The organism is Ideonella sp. FW305-24, from assembly GCF_058788035.1.
This window is the reverse complement of record NZ_JBYTAI010000001.1, coordinates 1083648-1108866: the sequence shown is the minus strand read 5'-3', so window position 1 is coordinate 1108866 and position 25219 is coordinate 1083648. Positions and strand designations below refer to the sequence as shown.

The 25219-nt window shown below is 66.4% G+C and carries 22 protein-coding genes and 2 tRNA genes; 19 read left to right on the top strand and 5 right to left on the bottom strand.

What is annotated here, in order from left to right; translation table 11 throughout:
* Positions 1-121: 121 nt before the first annotated feature.
* Complete coding sequence (gene ppc / locus AC3WR5_RS04955; RefSeq protein WP_492482317.1) at positions 122-2968, bottom strand: phosphoenolpyruvate carboxylase; 2847 nt, start codon at positions 2966-2968, stop codon at positions 122-124.
* A gap of 78 nt (positions 2969-3046) precedes the next feature.
* On the opposite strand from ppc, the gene hemC reads away from it, so the two are divergent.
* The 5 genes from hemC to AC3WR5_RS04930 all read left to right on the top strand — a co-directional run bounded on the left by hemC (position 3047) and on the right by AC3WR5_RS04930 (position 7439).
* The gene (hemC, locus tag AC3WR5_RS04950) at positions 3047-4027 is read left to right on the top strand and encodes a hydroxymethylbilane synthase (RefSeq protein ID WP_231011576.1); all 981 of its coding nucleotides are present in this window, start codon (positions 3047-3049) and stop codon (positions 4025-4027) included.
* Between the two features lie 26 nt (positions 4028-4053).
* Positions 4054-4797, top strand: coding sequence for a uroporphyrinogen-III synthase (locus tag AC3WR5_RS04945; RefSeq protein WP_492482314.1), 744 nt, complete (start codon positions 4054-4056; stop codon positions 4795-4797).
* A 123-nt stretch (positions 4798-4920) separates the two neighbouring features.
* Positions 4921-6069 carry a uroporphyrinogen-III C-methyltransferase gene (locus tag AC3WR5_RS04940; protein ID WP_492482313.1) on the top strand — a complete coding sequence of 383 codons (1149 nt, stop codon included), beginning with the start codon at positions 4921-4923 and terminating at the stop codon, positions 6067-6069.
* A 24-nt stretch (positions 6070-6093) separates the two neighbouring features.
* A complete protein-coding gene (locus AC3WR5_RS04935; protein WP_492482311.1) occupies positions 6094-7329 on the top strand; it encodes a heme biosynthesis HemY N-terminal domain-containing protein in 1236 nt (411 codons plus the stop codon).
* Between the two features lie 33 nt (positions 7330-7362).
* Positions 7363-7439 (top strand) — tRNA-Arg (locus AC3WR5_RS04930).
* Between the two features lie 455 nt (positions 7440-7894).
* Here the strand turns inward: AC3WR5_RS04930 and AC3WR5_RS04925 are convergent.
* On the bottom strand, positions 7895-8221 hold the full coding sequence (locus tag AC3WR5_RS04925; protein ID WP_141288570.1) for a winged helix-turn-helix transcriptional regulator: 327 nt from the start codon (positions 8219-8221) through the stop codon (positions 7895-7897).
* Positions 8222-8343: 122 nt separating this feature from the next.
* Between AC3WR5_RS04925 and AC3WR5_RS04920 the strand changes: the two genes are divergently transcribed.
* Positions 8344-8670, top strand: a complete 327-nt coding sequence (locus AC3WR5_RS04920) for a nuclear transport factor 2 family protein (RefSeq protein WP_141288569.1) — start codon at positions 8344-8346, stop codon at positions 8668-8670.
* Complete coding sequence (locus AC3WR5_RS04915) at positions 8667-9449, top strand: SDR family oxidoreductase (protein ID WP_492482308.1); 783 nt, start codon at positions 8667-8669, stop codon at positions 9447-9449. Before AC3WR5_RS04920 ends, AC3WR5_RS04915 begins: the two co-directional genes overlap by 4 nt.
* 316 nt (positions 9450-9765) lie before the next feature.
* On the opposite strand, the gene AC3WR5_RS04910 is transcribed toward AC3WR5_RS04915, so the two are convergent.
* Positions 9766-10659 carry a LysR family transcriptional regulator gene (locus AC3WR5_RS04910; RefSeq protein ID WP_141288567.1) on the bottom strand — a complete coding sequence of 298 codons (894 nt, stop codon included), beginning with the start codon at positions 10657-10659 and terminating at the stop codon, positions 9766-9768.
* Between the two features lie 205 nt (positions 10660-10864).
* Here AC3WR5_RS04910 and AC3WR5_RS04905 point away from each other — a divergent pair, with 205 nt between their 5' ends.
* Both AC3WR5_RS04905 and AC3WR5_RS04900 read left to right on the top strand, forming a co-directional pair.
* Positions 10865-11404, top strand: coding sequence for an isochorismatase family protein (locus AC3WR5_RS04905; RefSeq protein ID WP_492482305.1), 540 nt, complete (start codon positions 10865-10867; stop codon positions 11402-11404).
* Positions 11405-11874: 470 nt separating this feature from the next.
* Positions 11875-12984 (top strand): NAD(P)-dependent alcohol dehydrogenase, encoded by a 1110-nt coding sequence (locus AC3WR5_RS04900; protein WP_492482303.1) that lies wholly within the window; start codon positions 11875-11877, stop codon positions 12982-12984.
* 292 nt (positions 12985-13276) lie between these two features.
* Here the strand turns inward: AC3WR5_RS04900 and AC3WR5_RS04895 are convergent, their stop codons facing one another.
* Entirely contained in the window at positions 13277-13618 is a 342-nt protein-coding gene (locus AC3WR5_RS04895; protein WP_492482301.1) for a hypothetical protein, read from the bottom strand.
* Between the two features lie 127 nt (positions 13619-13745).
* Here AC3WR5_RS04895 and AC3WR5_RS04890 point away from each other — a divergent pair, with 127 nt between their 5' ends.
* From AC3WR5_RS04890 to AC3WR5_RS04880, 3 genes are all read left to right on the top strand, one after another.
* Positions 13746-14681, top strand: coding sequence for an NAD(P)-dependent oxidoreductase (locus AC3WR5_RS04890; protein WP_492482299.1), 936 nt, complete (start codon positions 13746-13748; stop codon positions 14679-14681).
* Positions 14682-14829: 148 nt separating this feature from the next.
* Positions 14830-15891, top strand: coding sequence for a Bug family tripartite tricarboxylate transporter substrate binding protein (locus AC3WR5_RS04885; RefSeq protein ID WP_492482297.1), 1062 nt, complete (start codon positions 14830-14832; stop codon positions 15889-15891).
* 153 nt (positions 15892-16044) lie between these two features.
* Positions 16045-16121 (top strand) — tRNA-Arg (locus tag AC3WR5_RS04880).
* A 358-nt stretch (positions 16122-16479) separates the two neighbouring features.
* Here AC3WR5_RS04880 and AC3WR5_RS04875 read toward each other — a convergent pair.
* Entirely contained in the window at positions 16480-17760 is a 1281-nt protein-coding gene (locus AC3WR5_RS04875; RefSeq protein WP_170200937.1) for an MFS transporter, read from the bottom strand.
* A 264-nt stretch (positions 17761-18024) separates the two neighbouring features.
* Between AC3WR5_RS04875 and cyoA the strand changes: the two genes are divergently transcribed.
* From cyoA to AC3WR5_RS04840, 7 genes are all read left to right on the top strand, one after another.
* Entirely contained in the window at positions 18025-19065 is a 1041-nt protein-coding gene (gene cyoA / locus AC3WR5_RS04870) for a ubiquinol oxidase subunit II (protein ID WP_492482295.1), read from the top strand.
* A 112-nt stretch (positions 19066-19177) separates the two neighbouring features.
* A complete protein-coding gene (cyoB, locus tag AC3WR5_RS04865) occupies positions 19178-21181 on the top strand; it encodes a cytochrome o ubiquinol oxidase subunit I (RefSeq protein WP_492482293.1) in 2004 nt (667 codons plus the stop codon).
* Between the two features lie 33 nt (positions 21182-21214).
* On the top strand, positions 21215-21841 hold the full coding sequence (gene cyoC, locus AC3WR5_RS04860; protein WP_492482291.1) for a cytochrome o ubiquinol oxidase subunit III: 627 nt from the start codon (positions 21215-21217) through the stop codon (positions 21839-21841).
* The gene (gene cyoD, locus AC3WR5_RS04855) at positions 21838-22260 is read left to right on the top strand and encodes a cytochrome o ubiquinol oxidase subunit IV (protein WP_492482289.1); all 423 of its coding nucleotides are present in this window, start codon (positions 21838-21840) and stop codon (positions 22258-22260) included. The genes cyoC and cyoD overlap by 4 nt, the downstream gene beginning before the upstream one ends.
* A 99-nt stretch (positions 22261-22359) precedes the next feature.
* Positions 22360-23187: an SURF1 family protein gene (locus AC3WR5_RS04850; RefSeq protein WP_492482288.1), complete on the top strand. Its 828-nt coding sequence runs from the start codon at positions 22360-22362 to the stop codon at positions 23185-23187.
* Entirely contained in the window at positions 23150-24511 is a 1362-nt protein-coding gene (locus AC3WR5_RS04845; protein WP_492482286.1) for an ATP-binding protein, read from the top strand. Before AC3WR5_RS04850 ends, AC3WR5_RS04845 begins: the two co-directional genes overlap by 38 nt.
* Positions 24501-25037, top strand: a complete 537-nt coding sequence (locus tag AC3WR5_RS04840) for a response regulator transcription factor (protein ID WP_141289892.1) — start codon at positions 24501-24503, stop codon at positions 25035-25037. Before AC3WR5_RS04845 ends, AC3WR5_RS04840 begins: the two co-directional genes overlap by 11 nt.
* Positions 25038-25219: the final 182 nt, after the last annotated feature.

The window sequence follows — 25219 nt, the reverse complement described above, 5'->3', positions numbered from 1 at the left end:
TGTCCGAGAGATTGAGGTTTCCCAATCGTTGGCGCTGTGGACCGTTCGGGCTGAGCCTGTCGAAGCCAGCGCGTCACGGCGACGCGGGCACTTCGACAGGCTCAGTGCGAACGGATCAAGATCAACCCGTGTTTCGGAGGCCTGCTGCAACCCCGTTGATCGAGATGTGGATGCCGCGCTGCAGCCGCTCGTTGGCCGGATCGCCTTCGCGGCGCTTGCGGTAGCGGCGCATCAGTTCCACCTGCAGGTGGTTCAGCGGGTCCAGGTACGGGAAGCGGTGTTCGATCGAGCGGGCCAGGCTGGGGTTGGACTGCAGCGGCTGCCCGTCACCGGTGATGGTGGCCAGCGCCTGGCAGGTCAGGTCCCACTCAGCGCGGATGGCCGCGAAGATGCGCTTGCCCAGCCGCTTGTCCTCGACCAGCTCGACATAGCGCGAGGCAATGCGCAGGTCGCTCTTGGCCAGCACCATGTCCAGGTTGGACAGCAGCGTGCGGAAGAACGGCCACTGGCGGTGCATGCGCTGCAGCAGCTCCAGCCGCGCGGCCCGCTGCTTCTTGTCTTCGCCCAGGAACTGCTCGACCGCCGAGCCGAAGCCGCACCAGCCCGGCAGCGCCACGCGGCACTGGCCCCATGAGAAGCCCCAGGGAATGGCGCGCAGGTCCTCGATGGCGCGGGATGCCTTGCGCGAGGCCGGGCGCGAGCCGATGTTCAGCTCGGCGATCTCGCGGATGGGCGTGGCGGAGAAGAAGTAGTCGGTGAAGCCTGGTGTCTCGTAGACCAGTGCGCGGTAGGCCGCCATGCTGCCCTGGCTGAGCTGCTCGGCGGCGTCCAGGAAGGCCTTGGGCGCGGCCTTGGTCGGGTGCAGCAGCGTGGCTTCCAGTGTCGCGGCGACCAGGGTTTCCAGGTTGCGCCGGCCGATCTCGGGGTTGGCGTACTTGGAGTTGATGACCTCGCCCTGCTCGGTCAGGCGGATCTGCCCGCCCACGGTGCCGGGCGGCTGGGCCAGGATGGCCTGGTAGCTCGGGCCACCGCCCCGGCCGACCGTGCCGCCGCGCCCATGGAACAACCGCAGCTGGATGCCGTGCTCGGCCTCCAAGGGGGCGAACATCTCGACCAGCGCAATCTCGGCGCGGTAAAGCTCCCAGTTGCTGGTGAAGAAACCGCCATCCTTGTTGCTGTCCGAATAGCCCAGCATCACATCCTGTTCGCCACCGCCCCTGGCGACCAGCGCGGCAATGCCGGGCAACGCGTAGAACTCCTGCATGATGCGGCCGGCGTTGCGCAGGTCGCCAATCGTCTCGAACAGCGGCGAGACGATCAGGTCGGCATGCGCCTCTTCGCTGAGCAGGCCGCGCATCAGCCCGCATTCCTTCTGCAGCAGCAGCACTTCCAGCAGGTCGGACACGTCCTCGGTGTGCGAGATGATGTAGTGGCGGATGGCCAGCTTGCCGTAGCGGCGCCGGCCTTCGACCGCGGCCTCGAAGATGGCCAGCTCGCGCTGGGCCCATTCGCTGTAGTCCACGCCGCGCACGCGCAGGCTGCGGGCGTCGTTCAACAGGCGCAGCAGCAACTCGCGGCGGGCGGTTTCGTCGAGCGCGCTGTAGTCCGGCTCGATGCGCGCCACCCGCAGCAGCTCGCCAATCACCGCTTCGTGCTGGTCCGAGCTCTGGCGCAGGTCCACCGTGGCCAGGTGGAAACCGAAGACCTGCACCGCGCGCATCAGCGGCGCCAGGCGCGGCCCGATCAGCGCACCGGCGTGATGGGAGCGCAGCGAGCGCTCGATCACCCGCAGGTCGGCCAGGAAGTCTTCCGGCGCGCGGTACGGGTCCTGCGGTGCCACGGCATGGCGCAGCGCCTCGGTGCCGGTCAACTCGTGCAGCGTGGCGGCCAGCCGGGCGTAGATGCCGGTCAGCGCGCGGCGGTAGGGCTCGTCCTCGCGGTGCGGGCTCTTGTCGGGCGAGCTGTCGGCCAGCGCGATCATTTCGGCCGAGACCGGCGCCAGCATCTGCGAGATCGACAGCTCGGCGCCCAGCGTGTGCACTTCGGTCAGGTAGTGGCGCAGCGCGGTTTCGGACTGGCGCGAGAGCGCCAGGCGCAGCGTCTCGGCGCTGACGTTCGGGTTGCCATCGCGGTCGCCGCCAATCCAGTTGCCCATGCGGAAGAAGGGCGCCACTTCATGGCCGGGCAGCGCTTCCTCGACCTCGGCATACATGCGCGGGATCTGGCGCAGGAAGGTGGCGTGGTAGTACGACAGCGCGTTCTCGATCTCGTCGGCCACCGTCAGCTTGGCGTAGCGCAGCATGCGCGTCTGCCAGAGCTGGGTCACGCGGGCGGTCAGCAGCGCTTCGTTGATCCGGCGCTCGCTGTCGGTGCGCAATTCGTCGCGCTGGCTGATCAGCTCGGCAATGGCGCGCTCGGCGTCCAGGATGCTCTTGCGCTGCACTTCGGTCGGGTGGGCCGTCAGCACAGGCGAGATGTAGGCCTTGGCCAGCGTGCCGGCAATGTCGGCGGCGCGGTGGTCGGCACGGGCGAGCTTCTCGAAGCAGTGGGCCAGCGAGCCTTCCTGGTGGGTGCCTGCCGCCTCGTGGTACATGCGCCGGCGCACGTGATGGCGGTCCTCGGCAATGTTGGCCAGGTGCGAGAAGTAGCTGAAGGCGCGGATCACGCTCACCGTCTGGTCGGCCGACAGGTTTTTCAGCAGCCGGTCCAGCACGCGGCCGGCGCTGGCGTCTTTCTTGATCCGGTAGGCCACCGAGAGCTGGCGCACCCGCTCGATCAGGTCGAAGGCCGGCCGGCCTTCCTGCTCGCGGATCACATCCCCCAGGATTCGGCCAAGTAACCGAATATCCTCCACCAAAGGCTTGTTCTTCTCGGTGGCATCACTGGCAGATGGCTTTGCCACCTTGGAAGATGCGGCGCGCGGCGGGCGCACGACGGGGGTCTTGGCGGGGGCGGCAGCACGCGGCATCGAAAGTCTCCGGATGGTGTAACCGAATTACCAATTCGCAATCCTATCAGTTGCCCGTGGCGGCGCGATAATTTCGGCATGAATCACACGCCTGCCTCGCCCACCTTTCCGCCGGTGTCGGCACCGATCCCTTCGCCGGTGGTCATCGCCACCCGCGAAAGCCGGCTGGCGATGTGGCAGGCCGAGCATGTGCGGGATCGCCTGGCCACCGAGCTGGGTCTGCCGGCCAGCCTGCTGGGCATGACCACGCGCGGCGACCAGATCCTGGACCGCAGCCTGTCCAAGGTCGGCGGCAAGGGCTTGTTCGTCAAGGAACTGGAGCTGGCCATGGCACGCGGCGAGGCGCACCTGGCGGTGCATTCGCTGAAGGACCTGCCGATGGAGCTGCCCGAGGGCTTTGTGCTGGCGGCCGTGCTGGCGCGCGAGGACCCGCGTGATGCGTTCGTGTCGAATCACTTTGCCGACCTGCAGGCCTTGCCGCAGGGGGCTTGTGTCGGCACCTCCAGCCTGCGCCGCGTGGTGCAGTTGCTGGCCTTGCGGCCGGACCTGCGCATCGAACCGCTGCGCGGCAACCTGGACACCCGGCTGCGCAAGCTGGATGACGGCGGTTACGACGCCATCGTGCTGGCAGCAGCCGGCCTGAAGCGCCTGGGCCTGGGTGAGCGCATCCGTTCGTTCTTCAGCGTCGAGCAAATGATCCCGTGTGCCGGCCAGGGCGCGCTGGGCCTGGAGCTGCGCGAGAGCGCGGACGCGCTGGTCGGCGCGGTGGCGCAGTTGGGCCACGGGCCGACCTGGCTGGCGGCGCATGCCGAGCGGGCCGTGTCGCGTGCACTCGGTGGCAGCTGCAGCGTGCCGCTGGCCGCGCATGCGGTGGTCAGCGCCGGGCGGTTGGCGATGAGTGTGGCGCTGGGCCATGCGGTCGACCCGCTGCAGCCGCTGCTGAAGGCGGCGGTGGATGGCGCGGTGCCCGACGTGGCCGCAGCCGAAGCGTTGGGGCAGCAGGCGGCGCAGCTGCTGCGCGACGCAGGGGGCGAGGCCTACCTGGCGATGCCGGCGTGAGCCCGACGCGACCTGCCGTTTGCCGGGTGCTGGTCACCCGTCCCGAGCCACAGGCCTCGGAATGGGTGGCGCGGCTGCGCAGCCATCAGGTCGAGGCCGAAGCCTTGCCCTTGATGGGCATTGCCGGCGCGCCAGCGCCGGCGCGGGTGCGTGAAGTGTTTGCCGGCTTGTCTGCGGGCGCCTTGCTGATGTTTGTCAGCCCCAACGCAGCGCTGCAGTTTTTCGCCTGCCTGCCGCCCGGTGCGAGCTGGCCGGCTGGCGTGCAGGCCGCGGCCACCGGGCCCGGCACGGTGGCCGCGCTGTGCGCAGCCGGCGTGCCGGTGGACTGCATCACCGCGCCGGACGAGTCCGCGGCGCAGTTCGACTCCGAAGCGCTGTGGGAACAGCTCCGCGCGCAGGACTGGCAGGGCCGGCCGGTCTGGGTCGTGCGCGGCGATGGCGGGCGCGACTGGTTCGCCACCACGCTGGCGCAGGCTGGCGCCGTGGTGGACTTCGTGCAGTCCTATGCCAGGCTGGTGCCCGACTGGAACCCGGCCCAGCTGGCGATTGCGCATCGGGCGCTGGCCGAGCCGGCGCAGGTGCGCTGGCTGCTCAGCAGCTCTGTGGGCATCGAGCATCTGGCGCGCCTGTTGCCGCAGGCGGATTGGGCCAAGGCCATCGCCCTGGCCTCGCATCCCCGCATCGAGGCGCGGGCCCGGGCGCTGGGCTTTGGCACGGTGTTGCCGGTGCGGCCGGGCTGGCGGGCGGTGGTCGAGCAGGTGCTGGCCTGAGCGGCGTGGTTCCTTCAGTCATGGGATGCCGCGGGGCTTTCCACGGTGTTGGCTGTGGCGCCGCTGCGTCGCCGGCTCAGGGCACGCAGGGTGCGTCTATACAATGATCTTCACATGGTGAACATGCCTGACACCCCCCCTTCCGAGGCGTCCGACGCGGCCAGCGTCGTGCTGCCGGCGCTTTCGCCTGCAGCGGGACCCGTGCCCCTGGCCCGCACGCCCGGCTGGTTACCGTGGCTGGTGCTGATCCTTGGTGGCACCGCCGCTGTTGGCCTGGGCCTGGCCTGGAACACCCAGCAACGCCTGAAGGCGCTGGAGCCCGAGCTGGTCAAGCGCCAGCAGGCCAGCCAGGAGCAGGTGACCGAGGCCAGGCTGCTGTCCAAGCAGGCGCATGACACGGCGGTGGAAACCGCCAGCAAGCTCTCGCTGCTGGAGGCGCGCGTGGCCGAGTCCGCGCTGCAGCGCAGCCAGGTCGAGGAGCTGATTTCTTCGCTGTCGCGCTCGCGCGACGAAAGCGTGGTCGCCGACGTGGAAGCCGCGCTGCGCGTGGCCCAGCAGCAGGCCGCCATCACCGGCAGCGCCGAGCCGCTGGTTGCCGTGCTGAAGCAGGCCGACGAGCGGCTGGCGCGCTACAACCAGCCGCGGCTGGAGCGGGTGCGGCGCGCAGTCGCGCGCGACCTGGACCGGGTGCGCTCGGTGGCGCTGGTCGACCTGCCTTCGCTGTCGATCCGCCTGGACGAAGCGGTGCGCCTGGTCGACGAGCTGCCGCTGCTGTCAACCCCGGAACGCCGCTCGGCGACTCGCCCGGTCGCGCCCGCTGCGGGCGCTTCGGCCGTCGCCGCCGGATCGGCGCCGGCGTCCGCCAGCGCCACTGGCTTCACGCTGCCCTGGGGCAACGCGCCATGGTGGCAGGCCTGGACCCGCGTGGGTGGAGACATCTGGGGAGAGGTGCGCGGGCTGGTGCGGGTTACGCAGATCAAGCAGCCCGAGGCAATGCTGATCGCCCCCGAGCAGGCTTTTTTCCTGCGCGAGAACCTGAAGCTGCGGCTGCTGAATGCGCGGCTTGCGCTGCTGTCGCGCCAGTTCGACCAGGCGCAGACCGACCTGAACCAGGCCCAGCAGTCGCTGGACCGCTATTTCGACAGCAGCTCGCGCCGTGTGAATTCTGCGCAGGAACTGGTGCGCCAGGTGGCCAGCCAGAGCCGTCAGGTCGTGCTGCCGCGGCCTGATGACACGCTGGCCGCACTTGCCGCTGCGGCCGCGGGCCGCTGAGCGCCGAACGGAAACGGAAGCTGCATGCGTTCGGTGATCTGGCTGGTGTTGCTGTTTGTCGCGGCGGTGGTCGCAGCGGCTGCGTTGGGGCGCAATGACGCGCTGGTCTCGCTGTTCTACGGCGAGTGGCGGCTGGACATGTCGCTCAACCTGTTCCTGCTGGGCATGGCGGCGACGGTGTTCGTGCTGTTCGGCAGCCTGCAGGCGATCCAGTCGCTGCTCAGCCTGCCTTTGCGGGCTCGCGAATGGCGCGCACTGAAGCGCGAACGGGCCGCGCAGGCGGCGCTGCGCGAAGCCCAGGCCGAGCTGTTTGCCGCACGCTACGCCCGCGCCCACCGTGCGGCCCAGCGCGCGCTGGACCTGCAGGTCGACGTGCCTTCGCTGAAGGACGACCGCGAGTTCACCATCCTGGCGCACCTGCTGGCCGCCACCGGCCAGCACCATCTGCAGGACAAGAAGGGCCGCGACGACCGTGTGACCGCCGCGCAGGCCCGTGCCAGTTCGGGCAGCGCATCCGAAGGCATCCTGCTGCTGGCGGCCGAATGGGCGCTGGACGATCGCGACGCCGGCCGCGGCATGGCCTTGCTCGGTGAGCTGCCACCTGGCGTGGCGCGCCGCACCCAGGCCTTGCGCCTGAAGCTGCAGGCTGCGCGCCAGCGCCGCAAGCCGCTGGAGGCGCTGCAGACCGCGCGCCTGCTGGCCAAGCACCAGGGCTTCTCATCGGTCGCCGCCCAGTCGCTGCTGCGCTCTTTGGCTTTCGAGGCGCTGGACCAGGCCTTCGACGAGGGTCAGCTGAAGCGCGCCTGGCAGGGCCTGGACGACGCCGACCGGCGCGACGCCTGGGTGGTCGCCCGCGCCGCGCAGCGCGCCGCGAAGCTCGGCCACCTGACCTTGGCCCAGTCCTGGCTGATGCCGGCCTGGGAGCAGGCGCACAAGCTGGATGTCGAAGCCCGCGAACAACTGGCGCTGGCCCTGGTGTTCTGTGCCGACGGCCTGGGCAGCCAGTGGTTGCCGACGGTGGAAGCCGTGCTGGCCCAGCATGGTCGTGAGCCAGCCGTGGTGGCCGCAGCCGGCATGGCCTTTGCGCAACGCCAGCTGTGGGGCAAGGCGCGCCGGCTGCTGGAACAGACCGCCAGCGCCGAAAGCCTCAGCACGCCGGTGCGCCGGCTGGGCCTGCGCACGCTGGCCCGCATCGCGCGCCAGGAAGGTGACGAACTGGTCGCCAGCAACTGCGACCAGCGCGCCGCAGCACTGGATTGATGACCGGACATGTCATAATTCACCGAACTATCAGCGGCTGTAGCTCAGTTGGATAGAGTACTTGGCTACGAACCAAGGGGTCGTGGGTTCGAATCCTGCCAGCCGCACCAAAGTCGACGAGGGTCAGTGGGTTAGCGCCTGCTGACCCTTTAGTCTTTCTGGACTGCTAGCAGGTTGCTGAAATACCGCGTACCGGTACTCGCCCCGACCCTGTTGCTGACCGAATCTTGATGATCCAGGTCACCGATTCGGTCCAATGAACTGTTTCCGGCTCGATTCGGGTCCTTTTCGGGCTCATTTGCGTCTCTTTTCCATTCATCCGGCTACCTGCAGACGGACGTGTCCCAGCGTGCGCATGCGCACCAGGTTGTAGGCCGCCACGATGCAGCCAGCATCGGCTGATGCGGGGTAGTCGCCGAACGCCGCCTTGGCGCGCCTGTCGCGGTGTGAGCTTCCAGCAGTCACGACGCTGTATCCGACGACCGGACTGCAACGCAGAGCAAGTGCGGTTGCCGCCGGGGGGCTCCGCTCCCCCACGGTCGGTCCCGACCATGGGCGGTTCGAGTCAGCCTTCTCTCAGCGATGCCCATTTGAGCAGCGCATCAAGCGCGGGGCAGAGTGCCTGGCCCCAATCGGTCAGTCCGTATTCGACCTTCGGCGGCACCTGGTGATGGACGATCCGCCGCACGACTCCATCCAGTTCCATCTGGCGCAACTGCTGGATCAGCATCTTCTGAGTGATGGCTGGGATGGCCCTCTCAAGCTCGGAGAAGCGCAGCAATTTGCCGCCGAACAGGTGGAACAGGATCACGAGCTTCCACTTGCCCTCAAGCACCTTCAGCGCCTGCTCGACGCCATCGGCGGCCGTTGTGGGTGTCCATTCTTTACTCATACAGTTGGTGGGTACCTTACTTTTGTGTATGTACTTGCTATTTTATAGCCCACCCCTATTCTTGCAGCCCATCAATTCGGATTGCCCACGGTGATCCGCCCACGCACACAGGAGCTGGCTGCATGTCTCTCGATCTACCGAAACCCATCACCGATTACTTCTCGTCCGATCGCGTTGACCCCGACGCCGCGGTCCAGTGCTTCACCGACAACGCCGTTGTCAAAGACGAAGGCCGCACCTACATGGGTTCGGCGGCCATCAAGGAATGGAAGGGCGGCTCATCGAAGAAGTACACCTACACCATCGAGCCTCTTGCTGCTGAGGAAGTGGCTGGCAAGACCGTCGTCACGGGCCACGTCACGGGCAACTTTCCTGGCAGTCCCGTTGATCTGCGGTTTTCCTTCGGCCTCGATGGCGCCAAGATTGCGTCACTGGAGATCACGCTGTGAGCTTCGACCTGGAACTCTCCGGGCGCACAGCGCTCGTCACTGGCGGCACCAAGGGTGTTGGCGCGGCCCTCGTAGAGTCCTTGCGCAATGCCGGCATGACCGTCGTGGCCACGGCGCGATCGGTTCCGGACTCGGCTCCCGACCGCGTGATCTATCTGGCCGCCGATCTGATGACGGCTGAGGGATGCCAGGCGGTCGCCAAGGCTGCGCTTGAGCGTCTCGGTGGCATCGACGTCATCGTCAACGTCCTTGGCGGTTCGAGCGCGCCGGGCGGCGGGTTCGCAGCTTTGACCGATGCCGAGTGGGACACCGCGATCACGCAGAACCTGATGGCTGCCGTGCGCATCGACAGGGCGTTGCTTCCATCCATGATCAAGCGGGGATCCGGCGTCGTGATCCACGTCACCTCCATCCAGCACGAGCTGCCGTTGCCGGAGTCCACCACCGCCTACGCGGCGGCCAAGGCGGCGCTGTCGACCTACAGCAAGAGCCTGTCGAAGGAAGTCTCGCCCAAGGGCATCCGTGTGGTGCGCGTGTCGCCAGGCTGGATCGAAACCGAGGCGGCCGTTCGTGCCGCCCAGCGTCTGGCGGATCATGCCGGAATCGACTACGAGGGCGGGAAGAAGATCATCATGGATTCCCTGGGAGGCATCCCGCTCGGACGCCCCGCGCAGCCTCAGGAGGTTTCCGACCTGATCACGTTCCTGGTCTCGCCGCGCGCCGCATCGATCACCGGCGCGGAGTATGTGATCGACGGCGGTACCGTTCCCACGGCCTAGTGCGCGCAGCGCTCGAAGCTGCCGCACCTGTCCGAGGGCACCGCGTGGGCGCCCTCGAAGACGGGTTCCAACGAAGCGCCGTGTTGGGTCAAAGTTCGGTCGGCGCGAACAAGTTCCTGAGCTCCAGAGAAGATTGCGGCGGTCGGAACGGGCCGAAGGCCGTGGCGCTGGCGATCAAGGCCAAGGTCCTGAAGGCGCTCGAACTGCAGGACAGAGCTTGTCATCTTCGAGAAGAAGGCGGTAGGTGCCGCCTCGGATGGCCAGAACGGGTACCCCGACGGCGAGCAGCGACATGCCGGCGCAAGCCTCCAAAGCATCAGGCGTGTTCGACCAGCGTCTGGATCAACCAAGCGCCGGCAGGGCCGGGCGGCGTGTCGGGGCGGTACATGGCTTGAAACAGGTAGAAGCCCCCGAGGGATTCGGGAACCTTCAGACGAACCAATCGCCCGTCGACGATATCCTGGCGAACCGCGGGCTCGGGCATGTATCCCCAGCCCAATCCCGCCAACAGCAACGCATGCTTGGCACCCAGATCCGACATTGACCACGTGTCCGCCGCGTAGACGGCAACGTCGGGTCCCGGTTGAAACGCTTCGCGCACGCGCAAGACCAGCTGACGGTGTCGCTTCGCCGCGCCGACAACGTTGCTGTCCACGCCTGCCAAGGCATGCGTCGGCGTCGCGACGGGAATCATCTCGACCTGGCCCACTGAAACGACTTCGAAGCCCGTGGTGTCGGAGTGATGGATTCCGCCGATCCCCAGCCGCGCGACGCCACGCTGCACCAACTGGGAGACTGCGCCCAATGCTTCCAGATTCAGGTGCAGCGTCACGGTCGGGAATTTCTCTTCAAAAGCTCGCACGGCATCAACCAATCTCTGCGTGGGGAACATCACGTCGACCACCATCGAGATCTCAGCTTCCAGACCCTGCCGGATGCTTGCCACGCGCGCTTTGATATCGCTCACACCACTGCTTACCGATCGGGCCTTGGCGAGCACTGTCTCGCCGGCGCTGGTCAACTTCGGGCGGCGCGCGTTGGTTCGATCAAAGAGTTCCAGTCCGAGCTGCGTCTCCAGCGAGGATATTGAATAGCTGATCGCAGATGTCGCGCGGTGAAGCCTGCGCCCCGCGGCCGCGAAGCTGCCTTCGCGCACAACGGCGATGAGCACTTGCAACTGATCAAGCGAGGGTGTTCCAACGACTGGCATGTTCGATTCATTTGAACAATTTGGCTGGCATTTTGCGGCTTTCTCGAACAGAGCGTGTGAAGCAAACTCAACGCCGTCGAGCCATCAAGGGGCCGACGAACGGATTTCAAAGCCAATCCAGACCAACCGACGTGGTCGATGGTCTCCACCGAAACGGAAGTCAATCGCGATGCACAAGAAAGTATTCACGCCCGAGAACTCCGCCATGCTGCTGATCGACCATCAGGTCGGCACGATGGCCTGGACCCACTCCCACGACATCAACCTGGTCCTGCAGAATGCCCTCAAACTGGCGCGGATCGGCAAGGCCGCGGGAATTCCGATCGTGCTGACGTCCAGCATGGAAGACCAGGTCCAGGGCCCGCTGATTTCGGAACTGCAGGCCATCCTGCCGGAAGAGTATGCCGCGCGCATCAAGCGCCCCGGCATCGTCAATGCCATGCATCACGATGGGTTCAACAAGGCCGTCAAAGCCACCGGTCGCAAGAAGCTGTTCGTCGCCGGTGTCACCACCGAGATCTGCATTACCTTCCCGGTCCTGCAGATGCTCGATGAGGGTTACGAAGTACAGGTGTCGGCTGACGCTTCGGCTTCCTACACGAAGTACGGCGATGACATCTCCCTGCGCCGCATGGAGCAGGCCGGCGCCATCATCACGACCGTGGACATGATCGTCTCCGAACTGGCGGTGGATTGGACAAGCCCGCTTGGTGCAAAGCTGGTGCCGATCCTCGGGTACCGCTAGTCGCGAGGTCTGACCTCACAGGTCGCCTCCAGGGCGACTTCTTGTCACTGTGGGGGAGGAACCGTCGCAGTAGAGCTCGACATGCAGGCCTTGGCTGTGCAGCTTCGGGGTGAGCTTTCGGCCTCCCATGCGATCGCCGAGAACTAGCATCGGGATCCGTGGTTACTCCCTGCAGCAGTTCAGCGATCCCAAGACTATGGCGCTCGCATCCCCGACTCGCCCCGAAGCATCTTTGGTGTCGGCCCATCGGCCAGGTGGGTGGGGTCACGGCAGAACGATGGTGATAGCAAGCGCCTACGAGTTCGAAGCCGAAACCGCGATGCAGGCTGCCTGGGCGGTCTGCGCTTGATGCGGATCTTTGAACTCCGAAGAAACGGATTGCCGTGGCTCGCGACTTGTATTCACCAACGGACCGCCCGCGAAACAGTGCCGAACGGCTGGCGTAAACACGTGTCCGAGGACATCTTCACATGAGCATCAAGATCAGTGCTGCTGTCGCCGAAGCCAAGGGCGAGCCGTTCCAGATTCAGGACCTGGAACTGGACGAGCCTCGCGCCGATGAGGTGCTCGTTCGTATTGTCGCCTGCGGCGTCTGCCAGACCGACGCGCATGTCTGGCATCAGCGGCTGCCAACTGCGCTGCCCATCGTGCTCGGCCACGAGGGTTCCGGTATCGTCGAACGAGTGGGGGTTGCCGTCACGTCGCTCAAGCCTGGCGATCACGTCGTGCTTTCCTATCAGGCGTGCGGCCACTGCCAACCGTGCCTGAAGGCGCACTATCCCTACTGCGATCACCAAGCCGAGGTGAACTTCTCGGGCGCGCGGCTGGACGGCACGATCGGTGTGCATCGCCCGGCCGGCTCGCAGGCCCCGGCTGTGCGTGGCCACTTCTTCGGACAGTCCTCCTTCGCGACCTATGCGCTGACCACCGAGCGCAATACTGTGAAGGTTCCCGTGGATATGCCTCTGGAATTGCTCGCTCCGCTGGGCTGCGGATTGCAGACCGGTGCCGGCGCGGTGCTCAACACCTTCAAGATGACGGCGGGCGAAACTCTCGCCGTGTTCGGGGTCGGAGCTGTGGGCCTGGCCGCGATCATGGCGGCCAACGCCATCGCGGCTAGGGCGATCATCGCGGTCGACGTCAACGAGGCCCGACTCACGCTAGCCCGTGAACTCGGTGCCACGCACACGATCAATCCGATGGAGCAGGATGTGGGCGAAGCGCTGCGTGCGATCACCGGCAGAGGCGTGAATTATGTATTCGAGACCAGTGGCCGCAGCGAGATGCTGGCGCATGCGTTGAAAGGTCTGGCCACGCTCGGTCAGATCGGGTTTGTCGCTCCAGGTCCACATGGTGTCGTCGAGCTACTAAAGCTGAGCCCTGGAGCGCTCGTTCGCTTCATCATTCAAGGCGACGCCGTGCCGCAGCTGTTCATTCCAGAATTGATCCGGCTGTATCGGTCGGGGCGCTTTCCGTTTGATCGGCTTGTTCGCTACTACCCGTTCGAGAAGATCAACGAAGCCTTCGCCGACAGCGCTCGAGGCGAGGTCATCAAGCCAATCCTTCGCATGACTTCATAGGGCACCCAACAGTTCCACCCGCCTTGGGTACAACTTGCTGCGAGCTGATGGGCTTCCCTTCGACGACACCTCGTCACCGTTCACTACCCGTGCGACCGGAGAGAATCTGACCGACGAGGTGGCGACGAAGCATCGGGCGATGCTTCACGAGAGGTTGTCTGCCTCACGTCTGAAGGCAGGCCATCCGGCAAGGTGTGCCCTCATGGGGCACAAGCTCTCCATACGTTGCGAGTGCTCGACGGGACCGGGTCCTGCAGGCCGCCCGGTCTGCATGATCCATCCCGTAGCTGGTTCAAAGAGCGGGCGCCTTTTGCGGCCACGCATGCCCGGGCTCGCACCGGGACAGCGGTCTAGGCCCTTGAACTGCTCCGCAGCTGCCTTGACGTGCTGCAAAGCCGCACCGATGTTGGCGATGAGCCGTTTCGTCGAAGGCGTTCTCCGCGTCGGCGCGGTCGCGGTACAACTGACCGACCGACTCCAGCGGGTAGGCCACGTCTGTGACCAGCAGCGCGTACTCCCACAGCCGGTTGCCCTCGTGCACGCTCGGGCCGGCCAGGTCCAGCCGCAGTTGCTTGCCGTCCAGGCGCCTCTCCCGGGCAATGCCGCCGCGAATGCGCTGGCGCACGATGACCACGCGGCGGTTTCGGGATCCGTCATTCGGATTCCTAGGATCGATATCCTGTTTTGTGCTGAAGGCATGGCGGCAGGCTCGCGATACTTGCGCGTTTATTCAGGGGCCGCTGTCCCGCTGCCTGATGCCCATGAAGATCCTGATTCCCGAAGCCATGCACGCCGAGTCGGTGGCGCGCCTGCAAGCTGCGCATGACGTGCGCTATGAACCCGGCCTGGTCGACCGCCCGGCCGACCTGCTGGCCGCAGCGCCAGAAGCCGATGCGCTCATCGTGCGCAACCGCACGCAGGTGCGCGGCCCGCTGCTGGCGACGCTGTCGCGTTGCCGCGTGGTCGGCCGCCTGGGTGTGGGGCTGGACAACATTGACCTCGACACCTGCCGCGCGCGTGGCATCGAGGTCATACCGGCGGTAGGCGCGAATGCGCGCTCGGTCGCCGAATACGTGCTGACCACCGCGATGGTGCTGCGCCGCCTGGGCAGCTACACCGCGACCGCGGATGTGGCGGCCGGGCGCTGGCCGCGCGGCCCTGCCAGCCAGGGCCGCGAGATTGCCGGTGCGGTGATCGGCATCATCGGTTTCGGCTCCATCGGCCAGCTCACCGCGAGCCTGGCGCAAGGCATCGGCATGCGGGTGATCGCCTCGGCGACGGGCGCGCCGGACGAGCACCTGCCCGAGTTGGCCGGCGTGCCCTTGCTGTCGCTGGACGAGATGCTGGCGCAGAGCGACGTGCTGAGCCTGCACCTGCCTTTGACACCCGAGACCCGCGGCCTGATCGGCGCCGAGCAGTTGGCCCGCATGAAGCCCGACGCGGTGCTGATCAACACCGCGCGCGGTGGCGTGGTGGACACCACCGCGCTGCTGGACGCGCTGCGCGCCGGCCGGCTGCACGGCGCGGCACTGGACGTTTTCGACACCGAACCCTTGCCCGCCGGCTCCACCTTCGCCGAGCCACCGCCGAACCTGTTGCTCACGCCGCACATCGCCGGGCTGACCACGGATTCGGAGCGCCGCGTCTGCGAGCTGGTGACCAGCAAAGTGCTGGCACTGCTGGCCGGGCAGGGGTGAACCTCCCGGAGCTTGGTCGCGCAATTTGGCGATGCATCATCATGCGCAACCCGCATGATGATGGCGATAAATATCAGTTCCCACGGAGGTTTGGCGTCCGTAACGTGGCCCCGATTCCGCAGCGTTGGCCTGCGGCCGGAGCTGTTGCGTGAGTGCTGTTTTCCCCCGTTCCCTTGTTGATGCCGTCTCGTTGTTGAACCCGCCGCAGAAGGCGCCAGGCTTTGCGCTGCGGCGAATGGGCCGGCTGGCCCTGGCCGGCGCGCTGGCGCTGCTGGCGTTCGGCATCCAGCCAGCCGCGGCGCAACCGGACGCCTGGCCCGCTCGCCCGCTGCGCCTGATCGTGCCATTCCCACCTGGCGGCGCGGCCGACGTCATTGCCCGCGCGGTGGCCGCCAAGCTGGGTGAGCGCCTGGGGCAGTCGGTGGTGGTCGAGAACCGGCCGGGCGCCGGCACCATCGTCGCGGCGCAGGCCGCTGCACAGGCGGCGCCGGACGGCTACACCTTGTCGCTGGCAACCAATGGCCAGCTCGCGATCAACCCCGCGCTGCATGCCAAGCTGCCCTATGACCCGGTCAAGAGCTTCGCGCCGGTGGGGCTGGTGGCGTCGACTGCGTTCATCATCGCGGTCAATGCCGCGTCGCCCATCCAGACCTTGCCGCAGCTGATCGCCGAGGCCAAGCGCCAACCCAGCGCGCTGGCCTTCACCTCCTGCGGCAATGGCACGACCTGCCACCTGACCGGCGAGTTGCTGAAAGCACAGGCCGGCGTGGACATGCTGCACGTGCCGTTTGCCGGCAGCGTGCAGGCCGTCACCGCCTTGCTGGGCAACCAGGTGCAGGTGGCGTCCGACACCGTGGCCATCCTGGCGCCGCAGATCCGCGCGGGCAAGCTGCGCGGGCTGGTGGTCACCAGTGCGCAGCGCTCCCCTGTGACACCGGACGTGCCTTCGGCCACCGAGGTGGGCCTGCCGGACTTGCTGGCCGAGTCCTGGTTCGGCATCGTGGTGCCGGCAGCCACGCCGCCCGAACTGGTGCTGCGGCTCAACCGTGAGCTCGCCGCCATCACCCAGGGCAGCGATGTGCGCGATCAGTTCGCCAGGCTGGGCGTGGAGCCCTTGCAGAGCACGCCAGAGCAGTTCGCGAAGCTGATCGATTCGGACATCGTGAAATGGGGCCGCGTGGTGCGCACCGCCAAGGTCACGGCGCAGTGAGGTTTCGTGGGCGCTGCCTCCGTCTGGCCAGCGTCGCGGCAGTACGCTCCGGGGCGTCAGCGGGGCGCCCAGCCGAGGTGCCCAAATTTTTCGGCCGAACACTTGCGCGGCAAGTTTAATCCGGCATATACTGCTAGCTTCAGCGAACAGCAAGCGGCTGTAGCTCAGTTGGATAGAGTACTTGGCTACGAACCAAGGGGTCGTGGGTTCGAATCCTGCCAGCCGCACCAGAACTTCGGTTCAGATCAACGCCTCAGAGCTCATGGCTCTGAGGCGTTTTTCTTTGCGCTTTCGGAAAACCGGTGGAATGGACAGCAGCCGAGCTGCTGGGCTGGTGGGAGGCGATTGGAGGCGATTTGCATCGCCCGTTCCCGCTTGAAAAGTCAAAACGCGCGGCACAAAAAGAAATGGCACCGCGAGGGTGCCAAAGAGGCCGACTGAAAGGGAGGGAGGGAGGATGTCGGCCCCGTGAGAAGTCTAGCCCCCTGCGCGGCGCCGGGTTGTAGGACGAAGCCTACTTTTGCAAGCGCAGGTGACAGGGCGGCCGTTTCGCTGCCCACAGACACGAAGAGCGCATGCCCACGGCTTTCATTCGCCGCTGTCACGCATCATGCGGTTGAAGCGCAGCGCCAGCAGCGTGCAGGCCGCCGCGGACAGCAGGTAGACCGTCACCGACACCAGCCCGAAGCGGGCCGACAGGCCGAGTGCCACCAGCGGCGCGAAGGCTGCGCCAATCAGCCAGGCCAGGTCTGCAGTCAGCGCAGCGCCGGTGTAGCGGAAGCGCGGCAGGAAGTTCGAGGTCACGGTGCCGGCGGCCTGGCCGTAGGACAGGCCCAGCAGTGCAAAACCGATCAGCACGAACAAGTCCTGTCCGCTCTTGCCGCCATTGAGCAGCAAGGGGATGAACAGGCTGAATGCCGCGATCAGGCCGGCCAGCAGGCCCAGCGTGCGGCGCCGGCCAATGCGGTCGGCCAGTCGGCCCGACAGCAGCATCGCGGCGCCTGCCAGCAGTGCGCCGACGATCTGCAGCGAAAGGAAGCTGCCGACGTTCTGTTGCGAATACAGCAGGATCCACGACAGCGGGAAGATGGTCACGATGTGGAACAGCGCGTAGCTGGCCAGCGGGGCAAAGGCGCCAATGAACAGGTTCGGTCCTTGCAGCCCGACCAGGTCGGCCACATTGCAGGGTTCCAGTTCCCGGGCCTGCAGTTCCTGCTCGTATTCATGGGTCACCACCAGGCGCAGCCGGGCGAACAGCGCGACGACGTTGATCGCGAAGGCCGCGAAGAACGGGTAGCGCCAGCCCCAGCTCAGGAAGTCCACCGTCGTCAGGCCGTTCCACAGGTAGGCGAACAGGCTGCAGGCGATCAGGAAGCCCAGCGGTGCACCCAGCTGGCCCAGCATCGCGTACCAGCCGCGCCTGCCTGCGGGCGCATTCATGGCCAGCAGCGAGGGCAGGCCATCCCAGGAGCCGCCCATTGCCAGTCCCTGGCCGAGCCGGCACAGCGCCAGCAGCACGATGGCCATCGTGCCCGCCTGCTCGTAGCTGGGCAGCAAGGCCATCACCGCAGTGGACGTGCCCAGCAGGAACAGCGCGACCGTCAGCTTGGTGCTGCGGCCGAAGCGGCGCTGGATCTGCATGCCGATCAGCGTGCCTGCGGGCCGCACGACAAAAGCGGCTGCGAACAGCGCAAATGCCAGCAAGGTGCCTTCCAGTCGGTCCACGAACGGGAAAAACAGCGACGGGAAGACCAGCACCGAGGCGATGCCGTAGACAAAGAAGTCGAAGTATTCCGAGGCGCGTCCGATGACCACGCCGACCGCGATGTCGCCAGGGGCGACGCTCGGCTCGTTCTGGTGGTCCACCATCGGCACATGGCCGCGGCTGGGCGTTGAGAGGCCTGGGTGCGACAGAGTTTGGGTAGGTGTGCTGCTCATGAGGTGTTATAGGTTGAAATCACTGCACTGAACGCCTGGGGATACCCCGGGTCCCTACCACAAAAAGTACAGTCGGACATTGCGGCAAGAAAGGTCATGGCTTGGACAAAACGTCCAATGGCTTGTTTTGCGCAATCCGCTTACATTCGGCCGCGCTGCACAACTGTCGTTTACCCGTTGGTCTGGTTTCTCCTGATGTTGTTCCCAAAGCCTAGAACTCTCGCCCGCCTGGCTGCTGCGCTTGCTGTGCTGCCCCTGGCGGCCTGCAACATGGTCGTGATGAAGCCCTCGGGCGACATTGCCGCCCAGCAAGCCCAGCTGGTGGTCACGTCCACGCTGCTGATGTTGATCATCATCATTCCGGTGATCGCATTGACCTTGCTGTTCGCGTGGCGCTACCGCCAGTCCAACCAGGAGGCAATCTACACGCCCGACTGGGACCACTCGACCAAACTCGAGTTGCTGATCTGGGGTGCACCGCTGCTGATCATCATCGCGCTGGGCGCGCTGACCTGGATCAGCACCCACAAGCTGGACCCGTACCGCCCGCTGGACCGCATCGACGCCGCCCGCGCGCTGCCGGCCGACGTGAAGCCGCTGGAAGTGCAGGTCGTGGCGCTGGACTGGAAGTGGCTGTTCATCTATCCCGAGCAAGGCATTGCGACGGTCAACGAACTGGCCGCGCCGGTGGACCGCCCCATCCGCTTCCGGATCACCGCCTCCACGGTGATGAACTCGTTCTACGTGCCCGCGCTGGCTGGCCAGATCTACGCCATGCCCGGCATGGAAACCTCGTTGCACGCGGTGATCAACCAGGCCGGCGTGTACGACGGCTTCTCGGCCAACTACAGCGGTGCCGGCTTCTCGCACATGCGCTTCAAGTTCCAGGGCCTGTCGGACGCCGACTTCGCCAAATGGGTCGACAGCAACAAGGCCCAGGGCACGCCGCTGGACCGCGCGGTCTACACCGAGCTGGAAAAGCCCAGCGAGCGCGAGCCGGTGCGGCGCTACGCCAGTGTCGACAAGGCGCTGTACGACGCGATCCTGAACCGCTGCGTCGACACCAACAAGATGTGCACCGGCCAGATGATGGCGATCGACGCCGCTGGCGGCCTGGGCAAGGGCAGCGTCACCGGCGTGGCCAGCCGCACCTGGCGCGAAGCCGACCAGACCTATGTCGCGGCCATCTGCACGCCGGAGAATCCGGACGGCCGGCCGCTGCTGGCCCGCCCCTGAGGCTGGCGCGGCCCGCCCCTGAGGCCAGAGACCCCGCTTTTTCCATCTGCCCGCCGCGCCTCGGCCGTGACAATGCGCATGGCCGCCGCGGCACCAGTTTTCCGAGATCATGATGTCCGATCCACACGACCTCAGCACGCTCATCTTTGGTCGCCTCAGTCTTGAGGCGATCCCCTATCACGAGCCCATCCTGATAGGCACCTTCATCATGGTCGCGCTGGGCGGCCTGACGCTGCTGGCGCTGATGACGCGCTACCGCGTCTGGGGCCCCTTCTGGCGCGACTGGATCACCAGCATCGACCACAAGAAGATCGGCATCATGTACATCGTGATGGGCCTGATCATGCTGCTGCGCGGCTTCGCCGACGCGTTGATGATGCGGGCCCAGCAGGCCATGGCCTTCGGCGACTCGGCCGGCTTCCTGCCGCCGCACCACTACGACCAGGTCTTCACCGCCCACGGCGTGATCATGATCTTCTTCGTGGCGATGCCGCTGGTCACCGGCTTCATGAACTACGTGGTGCCGCTGCAGATCGGCGCCCGTGACGTGGCCTTCCCGTTCCTGAACAACTTCAGCTTCTGGATGACGGCCAGCGGCGGCGCGCTGGTGATGGCCTCGCTGTTCGTCGGCGAATTCGCCCGCACCGGCTGGCTGGCCTACCCGCCGCTGTCGGGCATCCTGGCAAGTCCTGACGTGGGGGTGGACTACTACATCTGGTCCCTGCAGATTGCGGGGGTGGGCACATCGCTGTCAGGCATCAACCTGATCGCCACCATCATCAAGATGCGCGCGCCCGGCATGACGATGATGAAGATGCCGGTCTTCACCTGGACTGCGCTGTGCACCAACGTGCTGATCGTCGCTGCCTTCCCGATCCTGACCGCCGTGCTGGTGCTGCTCAGCCTGGACCGCTACGTCGGCACCAACTTCTTCACGAACGATCTTGGCGGCAACGCGATGATGTACGTGAACCTGATCTGGATCTGGGGTCACCCGGAGGTCTACATCCTGGTGCTGCCGGTGTTCGGCATCTTCTCTGAAGTCGTCTCCACCTTCTCCAGCAAGCGCTTGTTCGGTTATGCCTCGATGGTCTACGCGACCGTCGTCATCACCATCCTGTCCTACCTGGTCTGGCTGCACCACTTCTTCACGATGGGCTCCGGTGCCAGCGTGAACTCGTTCTTCGGCATCACGACGATGATCATCTCGATCCCGACCGGGGCGAAGATTTTCAACTGGCTGTTCACGATGTACCGTGGCCGCATCCGCTTCGAGCTGCCGATGATGTGGACCGTGGCCTTCATGATCACTTTCGTGATCGGCGGCATGACCGGTGTGCTGCTGGCCGTGCCCCCAGCCGACTTCGTGCTGCACAACAGCCTGTTCCTGATCGCCCACTTCCACAACGTCATCATTGGCGGCGTGGTGTTCGGTGCCTTCGCCGGCATCAGCTACTGGTTCCCCAAGGTCTTCGGCTTCAAGCTGGACCCGTTCTGGGGCAAGTGCTCGTTCTGGTTCTGGGTCATCGGCTTCTACTTCGCGTTCATGCCGCTGTACGTGCTGGGCCTGATGGGCGTGACCCGCCGCATGAGCCACTTCGACGACCCGTCGCTGCAGATCTGGTTTGTCATCGCTGCCTTCGGCGCGGTGCTGATCGCGCTGGGCATCGGCTCGTTCCTGATCCAGCTGCTGGTCAGCTACCTCAAGCGCGAACAGCTGCGCGACCTGACCGGCGACCCGTGGAATGCCCGCACGCTGGAATGGTCGACCTCGTCGCCGCCGCCGGACTACAACTTCGCGTTCACGCCGCTGGTGCACGACAACGACGCCTGGCACGACATGAAGCAGCGCGGCCATCAACGCCCGACCAGCGGCTTCAAGGCCATCCACATGCCTAAGAACACGGCCGCCGGCTTCGTGATCTCGGTGATCTGCGCGGCCTTCGGTTTCGCGATGATCTGGCACATGTGGCTGCTCGCCGGCCTGTCGTTTGTCGCGATGCTGGTGGCCGTCATCGTGCACACCTTCAACTACAAGCGCGACTTCCACATCCCGGCTGACGAGGTCACCCGCACCGAAGACGCCCGCACCAAGGCCCTGGCCGCGCTGGCTTGACCTGAAGCCGACCGATCACCTGAGAAGTCCAACATGAGTTCTTCCCCCACGCTAGCCGCCGGCGCCGAAGCGCCGGTCTTCTACGACGACGGCCACCACCACCCCGAGCAGGGCACGCTGCTGGGCTTCTGGCTGTACCTGATGAGCGACTGCCTCATCTTCGCGGTGCTGTTCGGCTGCTACGCCGTGCTCGGTCGCAGCTATGCGGCCGGCCCGTCGGGTGCCGACCTGTTCGACCTGCCGGTCGTCGCGGCCAACACCGCGATGCTGCTGTTCTCGTCCATCACCTACGGCTTCGCGATGCTGCAGATGCAGGCAGGCCGCAAGAACGGCGTGCTGCTCTGGCTGGGCATCACCGGCCTGTTCGGCCTGGCCTTCCTGGGGCTGGAGCTGACCGAGTTCGCGCACCTGATCCATGAAGGTGCCGGCCCGCAGCGCAGCGCCTTCCTGTCCTCCTTCTTCACGCTGGTCGGCACCCACGGCCTGCACGTCACCTTCGGCATCATCTGGCTGGTGACGCTGATGGTGCAGGTCAACCGGGGTGGCCTGATCCTCGAGAACAAGCGCCGCCTGGTCTGCCTGTCGATGTTCTGGCACTTCCTGGACGTCGTGTGGATCGGCGTCTTCACCTTTGTCTACCTGATGGGCACGCTGCCATGAGCGACCACCGCACCCACGTCGTCGAGACGAACTCCCACCTGCAAAAGCGCGGTCAGGGCCACCATGACCATGACGACCACCACGGCGACATCGCCTACCACGCCAGCTTCAAGGGCTACCTGGTCGGCTTCCTGCTGTCGGTCGTGCTCACCGCCATTCCGTTCTGGCTGGTGATGGCCAAGGTGCTGCCGTCCTCCGGCGTCACCGCTGCCGTGATCCTCGGCTTTGCCGCGGTGCAGATCGTCGTGCACATGGTGTACTTCCTGCACATGAATGCCAAGGTCGAAGGCGGCTGGTCCATGCTGGCGCTGATCTTCACCGCTGGCGTCGTCTTCATCATGTTGTCGGGTTCGATCTGGGTGATGTACCACCTGAACACCAACATGATGCCGATGCACGACATGCGCACCGCGCCGTAACGGTGCCCCCAGACCTGTCGCTGGGCGTCAGGCCCCCCGAGGGGGACGAGGAAACCTGGGGCGGCCCGGCGTTTCCTCATGCGAGCGCACGCCAGGCACATGACGCAGGGCGCTGACGCCGCGCACACGCCGCGCGGGCGGCTGGCGTTGTTCGTGGCCCTGCTGGCCGGCGGGCTGGTGCTGGCCGGGCTGCTCGCGCTGGGCACCTGGCAGGTCAAGCGCCTGGCCTGGAAGCAGGACCTGATCGCCCGCGTGACACGCCAGCAGGTCGCCCCGCCGGTGGCTGCACCGGCCCAGGCCGACTGGCCGGCGCTGAACCGCAACGCCGACGAATATCGCCGCCTGCAGCTGCAGGGCGAGTTCGACCACGGCCGCGAAACCCTGGTGCGTGCCAGCACCGAATACGGCACCGGCTATTGGGTGCTGACGCCGCTGCACACCCGCCAGGGCTTCTGGCTGCTGGTCAACCGCGGCTACGTGCCGCCCGAGTTCCGCAGCCGCGAAAGCCGGCTGGCCACCGAGCCGCAAGGCCCGCAGGTGCTGACCGGCCTGCTGCGGCTCACCGAACCCAAGGGCAGCCTGCTGCAGGCCAACGACCCGGCGGCAGGGCGCTGGTATTCGCGTGACGTGCAGGCCATTGCCGCCGCGCGTGGCCTGAACGGTCTGGTTGCCCCTTATTTCGTCGACCAGGCCTTGCCGCCCGGAGCTGCAGGCGCCGACGGCACACCCGAGACCTGGCCGCGCGCAGGCCTGACGGTGCTGAACTTCAGCAACAATCACCTGGTTTACGCCGTCACCTGGTTCACGCTGGCGGCCATGCTGGCCGCAGCGCTGATCTGGCTGTCCCGCCGGGCCTGGCAGCGGCAACTTCCTGCCGCCACCACCGCCCATGCCGCTCCTGACCCCGCTGCCGATCGCCGAGGCTGAGCCTGCGCGGCCCACTGCCGAAATCGGCCGTGCGCCCGAACGCCTGGCCGGCCGCAAGAACCTGCTGCAGCTGATCCAGCTGCGCTGGGTCGCCGTGGCGGGGCAGCTCGCCACCATCGGCACCGTGCAGCTGGTGCTGGACCTGGCGCTGCCGATCCGCGAAATGCTGATCCTGCTGGCCTCGCTGGCGATGTTCAACCTGGCCTGCGGCCTGCGGGCCCGCGCCAGCCGCGAGATCAGCCAGGCAGAGCTGTTCGCAGGCCTGCTGGTGGACGTGCTGGTGCTCACCGGCCAGCTGTTCTTCAGCGGCGGCATCACCAACCCCTTCGTCTTCCTCTACCTGCTGCAGGTGGTCGTCACTGCCGTGCTGCTGAGCACGCCGTTTGTCTGGGCCATGGTCGGCCTCACCTCGCTGTGCCTGGTGGTGCTGACCCAGTGGCATCACCCGCTGATCCTGCCGGACCTGGACGACTCGCCGCTGTCCATGCATTACATCGGCGGGCTGCTGATGTGTTTCCTGATCAACGCCGCGCTACTGGTGATCTTCATCGGCCGCATCGGCAGCAACCTGCGCCAGCGCGACGCTCGCCTGGCCGACCTGCGCCAGCGCGCCGCCGAAGAGGGCCACATCGTGCGCATGGGCCTGCTGGCCACCGGCGCGGCCCACGAGCTGGGCACGCCGCTGGCCACGCTGTCGGTCATCGTCGGCGACTGGTCGCGCATGGCGCCGTTTGCCGGCGACCCGGAGCTGCGCGAGGAAATCGAGGAAATGCAGGCCCAGCTCAAACGCTGCAAGACCATTGTCAGCGGCATCCTGATGGCCGCCGGCGAGGCCCGCGGTGAATCACCTGTGCTGACCACGCTGCATGCCTTCCTGGACGAACTGGCCACCGAATGGCAGCTCACGCGCCAGCCAGCCGAATTCGTCTACGAGCGCAGCGACGCACCCGACCTTCCCATCGTGTCGGATACCGCCCTGAAGCAGATGATCTGCAATGTGCTGGACAACGCGCTGGAAGCCGCGCCGCAGGGATTGTTGCACCTGCTGGCGAGCTGTGAAGACGACATGCTGGTGCTGCGCGTGCAGGACCAGGGCCCCGGCTTTGCCGAGGACATGCTGGCCCACTTCGGCCAGCCCTACCAATCCACCAAGAACAAGCCCGGTCGTGGCCTGGGCCTGTTCCTGTCGGTCAACGTGGCCCGTTTGCTGGGCGGGCGCATCATGGCCCGCAACCCTGCCGAAGGCGGCGCCGAGGTCAGCGTGACGCTGCCGCTGGCCAGCCTCACGTTGCAGAAATCCGAAAGAAGCCGCCATGGACACTGAACCGCAACTGCTGATCGTCGAGGACGACGACGCGTTTGCGCGCACGCTGGCCCGCTCCTTCGAGCGCCGCGGCTACGAGGTGCGCCGCGCTGCCAGCCTGGACGGCGTGCAGGCTTTGCTGCCGCTGCACAGCCCCGAATACGCCGTCGTCGACCTCAAGCTCGCCAACGGCTCTTCAGGCCTGGCCTGCGTGCAGGTGCTGCTGGCGCACAACCCGGAGATGGTGGTGGTGGTCCTCACCGGCTACGCCAGCATCGCCACCGCGGTCGAAGCCATCAAGCTGGGCGCGCGCCACTACCTGGCCAAGCCGGCCAACACCGACGACATCATTGCCGCCTTCGACCGCAGCGAAGGCAACACCGAAGTGGAGCTGACCGAGCGCACCACGTCCATCAAGACGCTGGAGTGGGAACACATCCACGACACGCTGGCCGCGACCAACTTCAACATCTCCGAAACCGCACGCCGCCTGGGCATGCACCGCCGCACGCTGGCGCGCAAGCTGGAGAAGCAGCGCGTCAAGTGAGGCGCTGCTGCGGACTTTGTCGCAAAGCCGCCAATCGCGGCACGCCTCGCACCGTCGGATGCCGGCCATGCCGGCGCTGCAAGCCCTTGATTTGCAAGACCTTGGTGCGGCCCGGCAGGCCTGGCACCGAAGCTGCAATGGCAGGCACGAACCGCCTTGTTTGTTCGTCGCTCAGCCGGGAG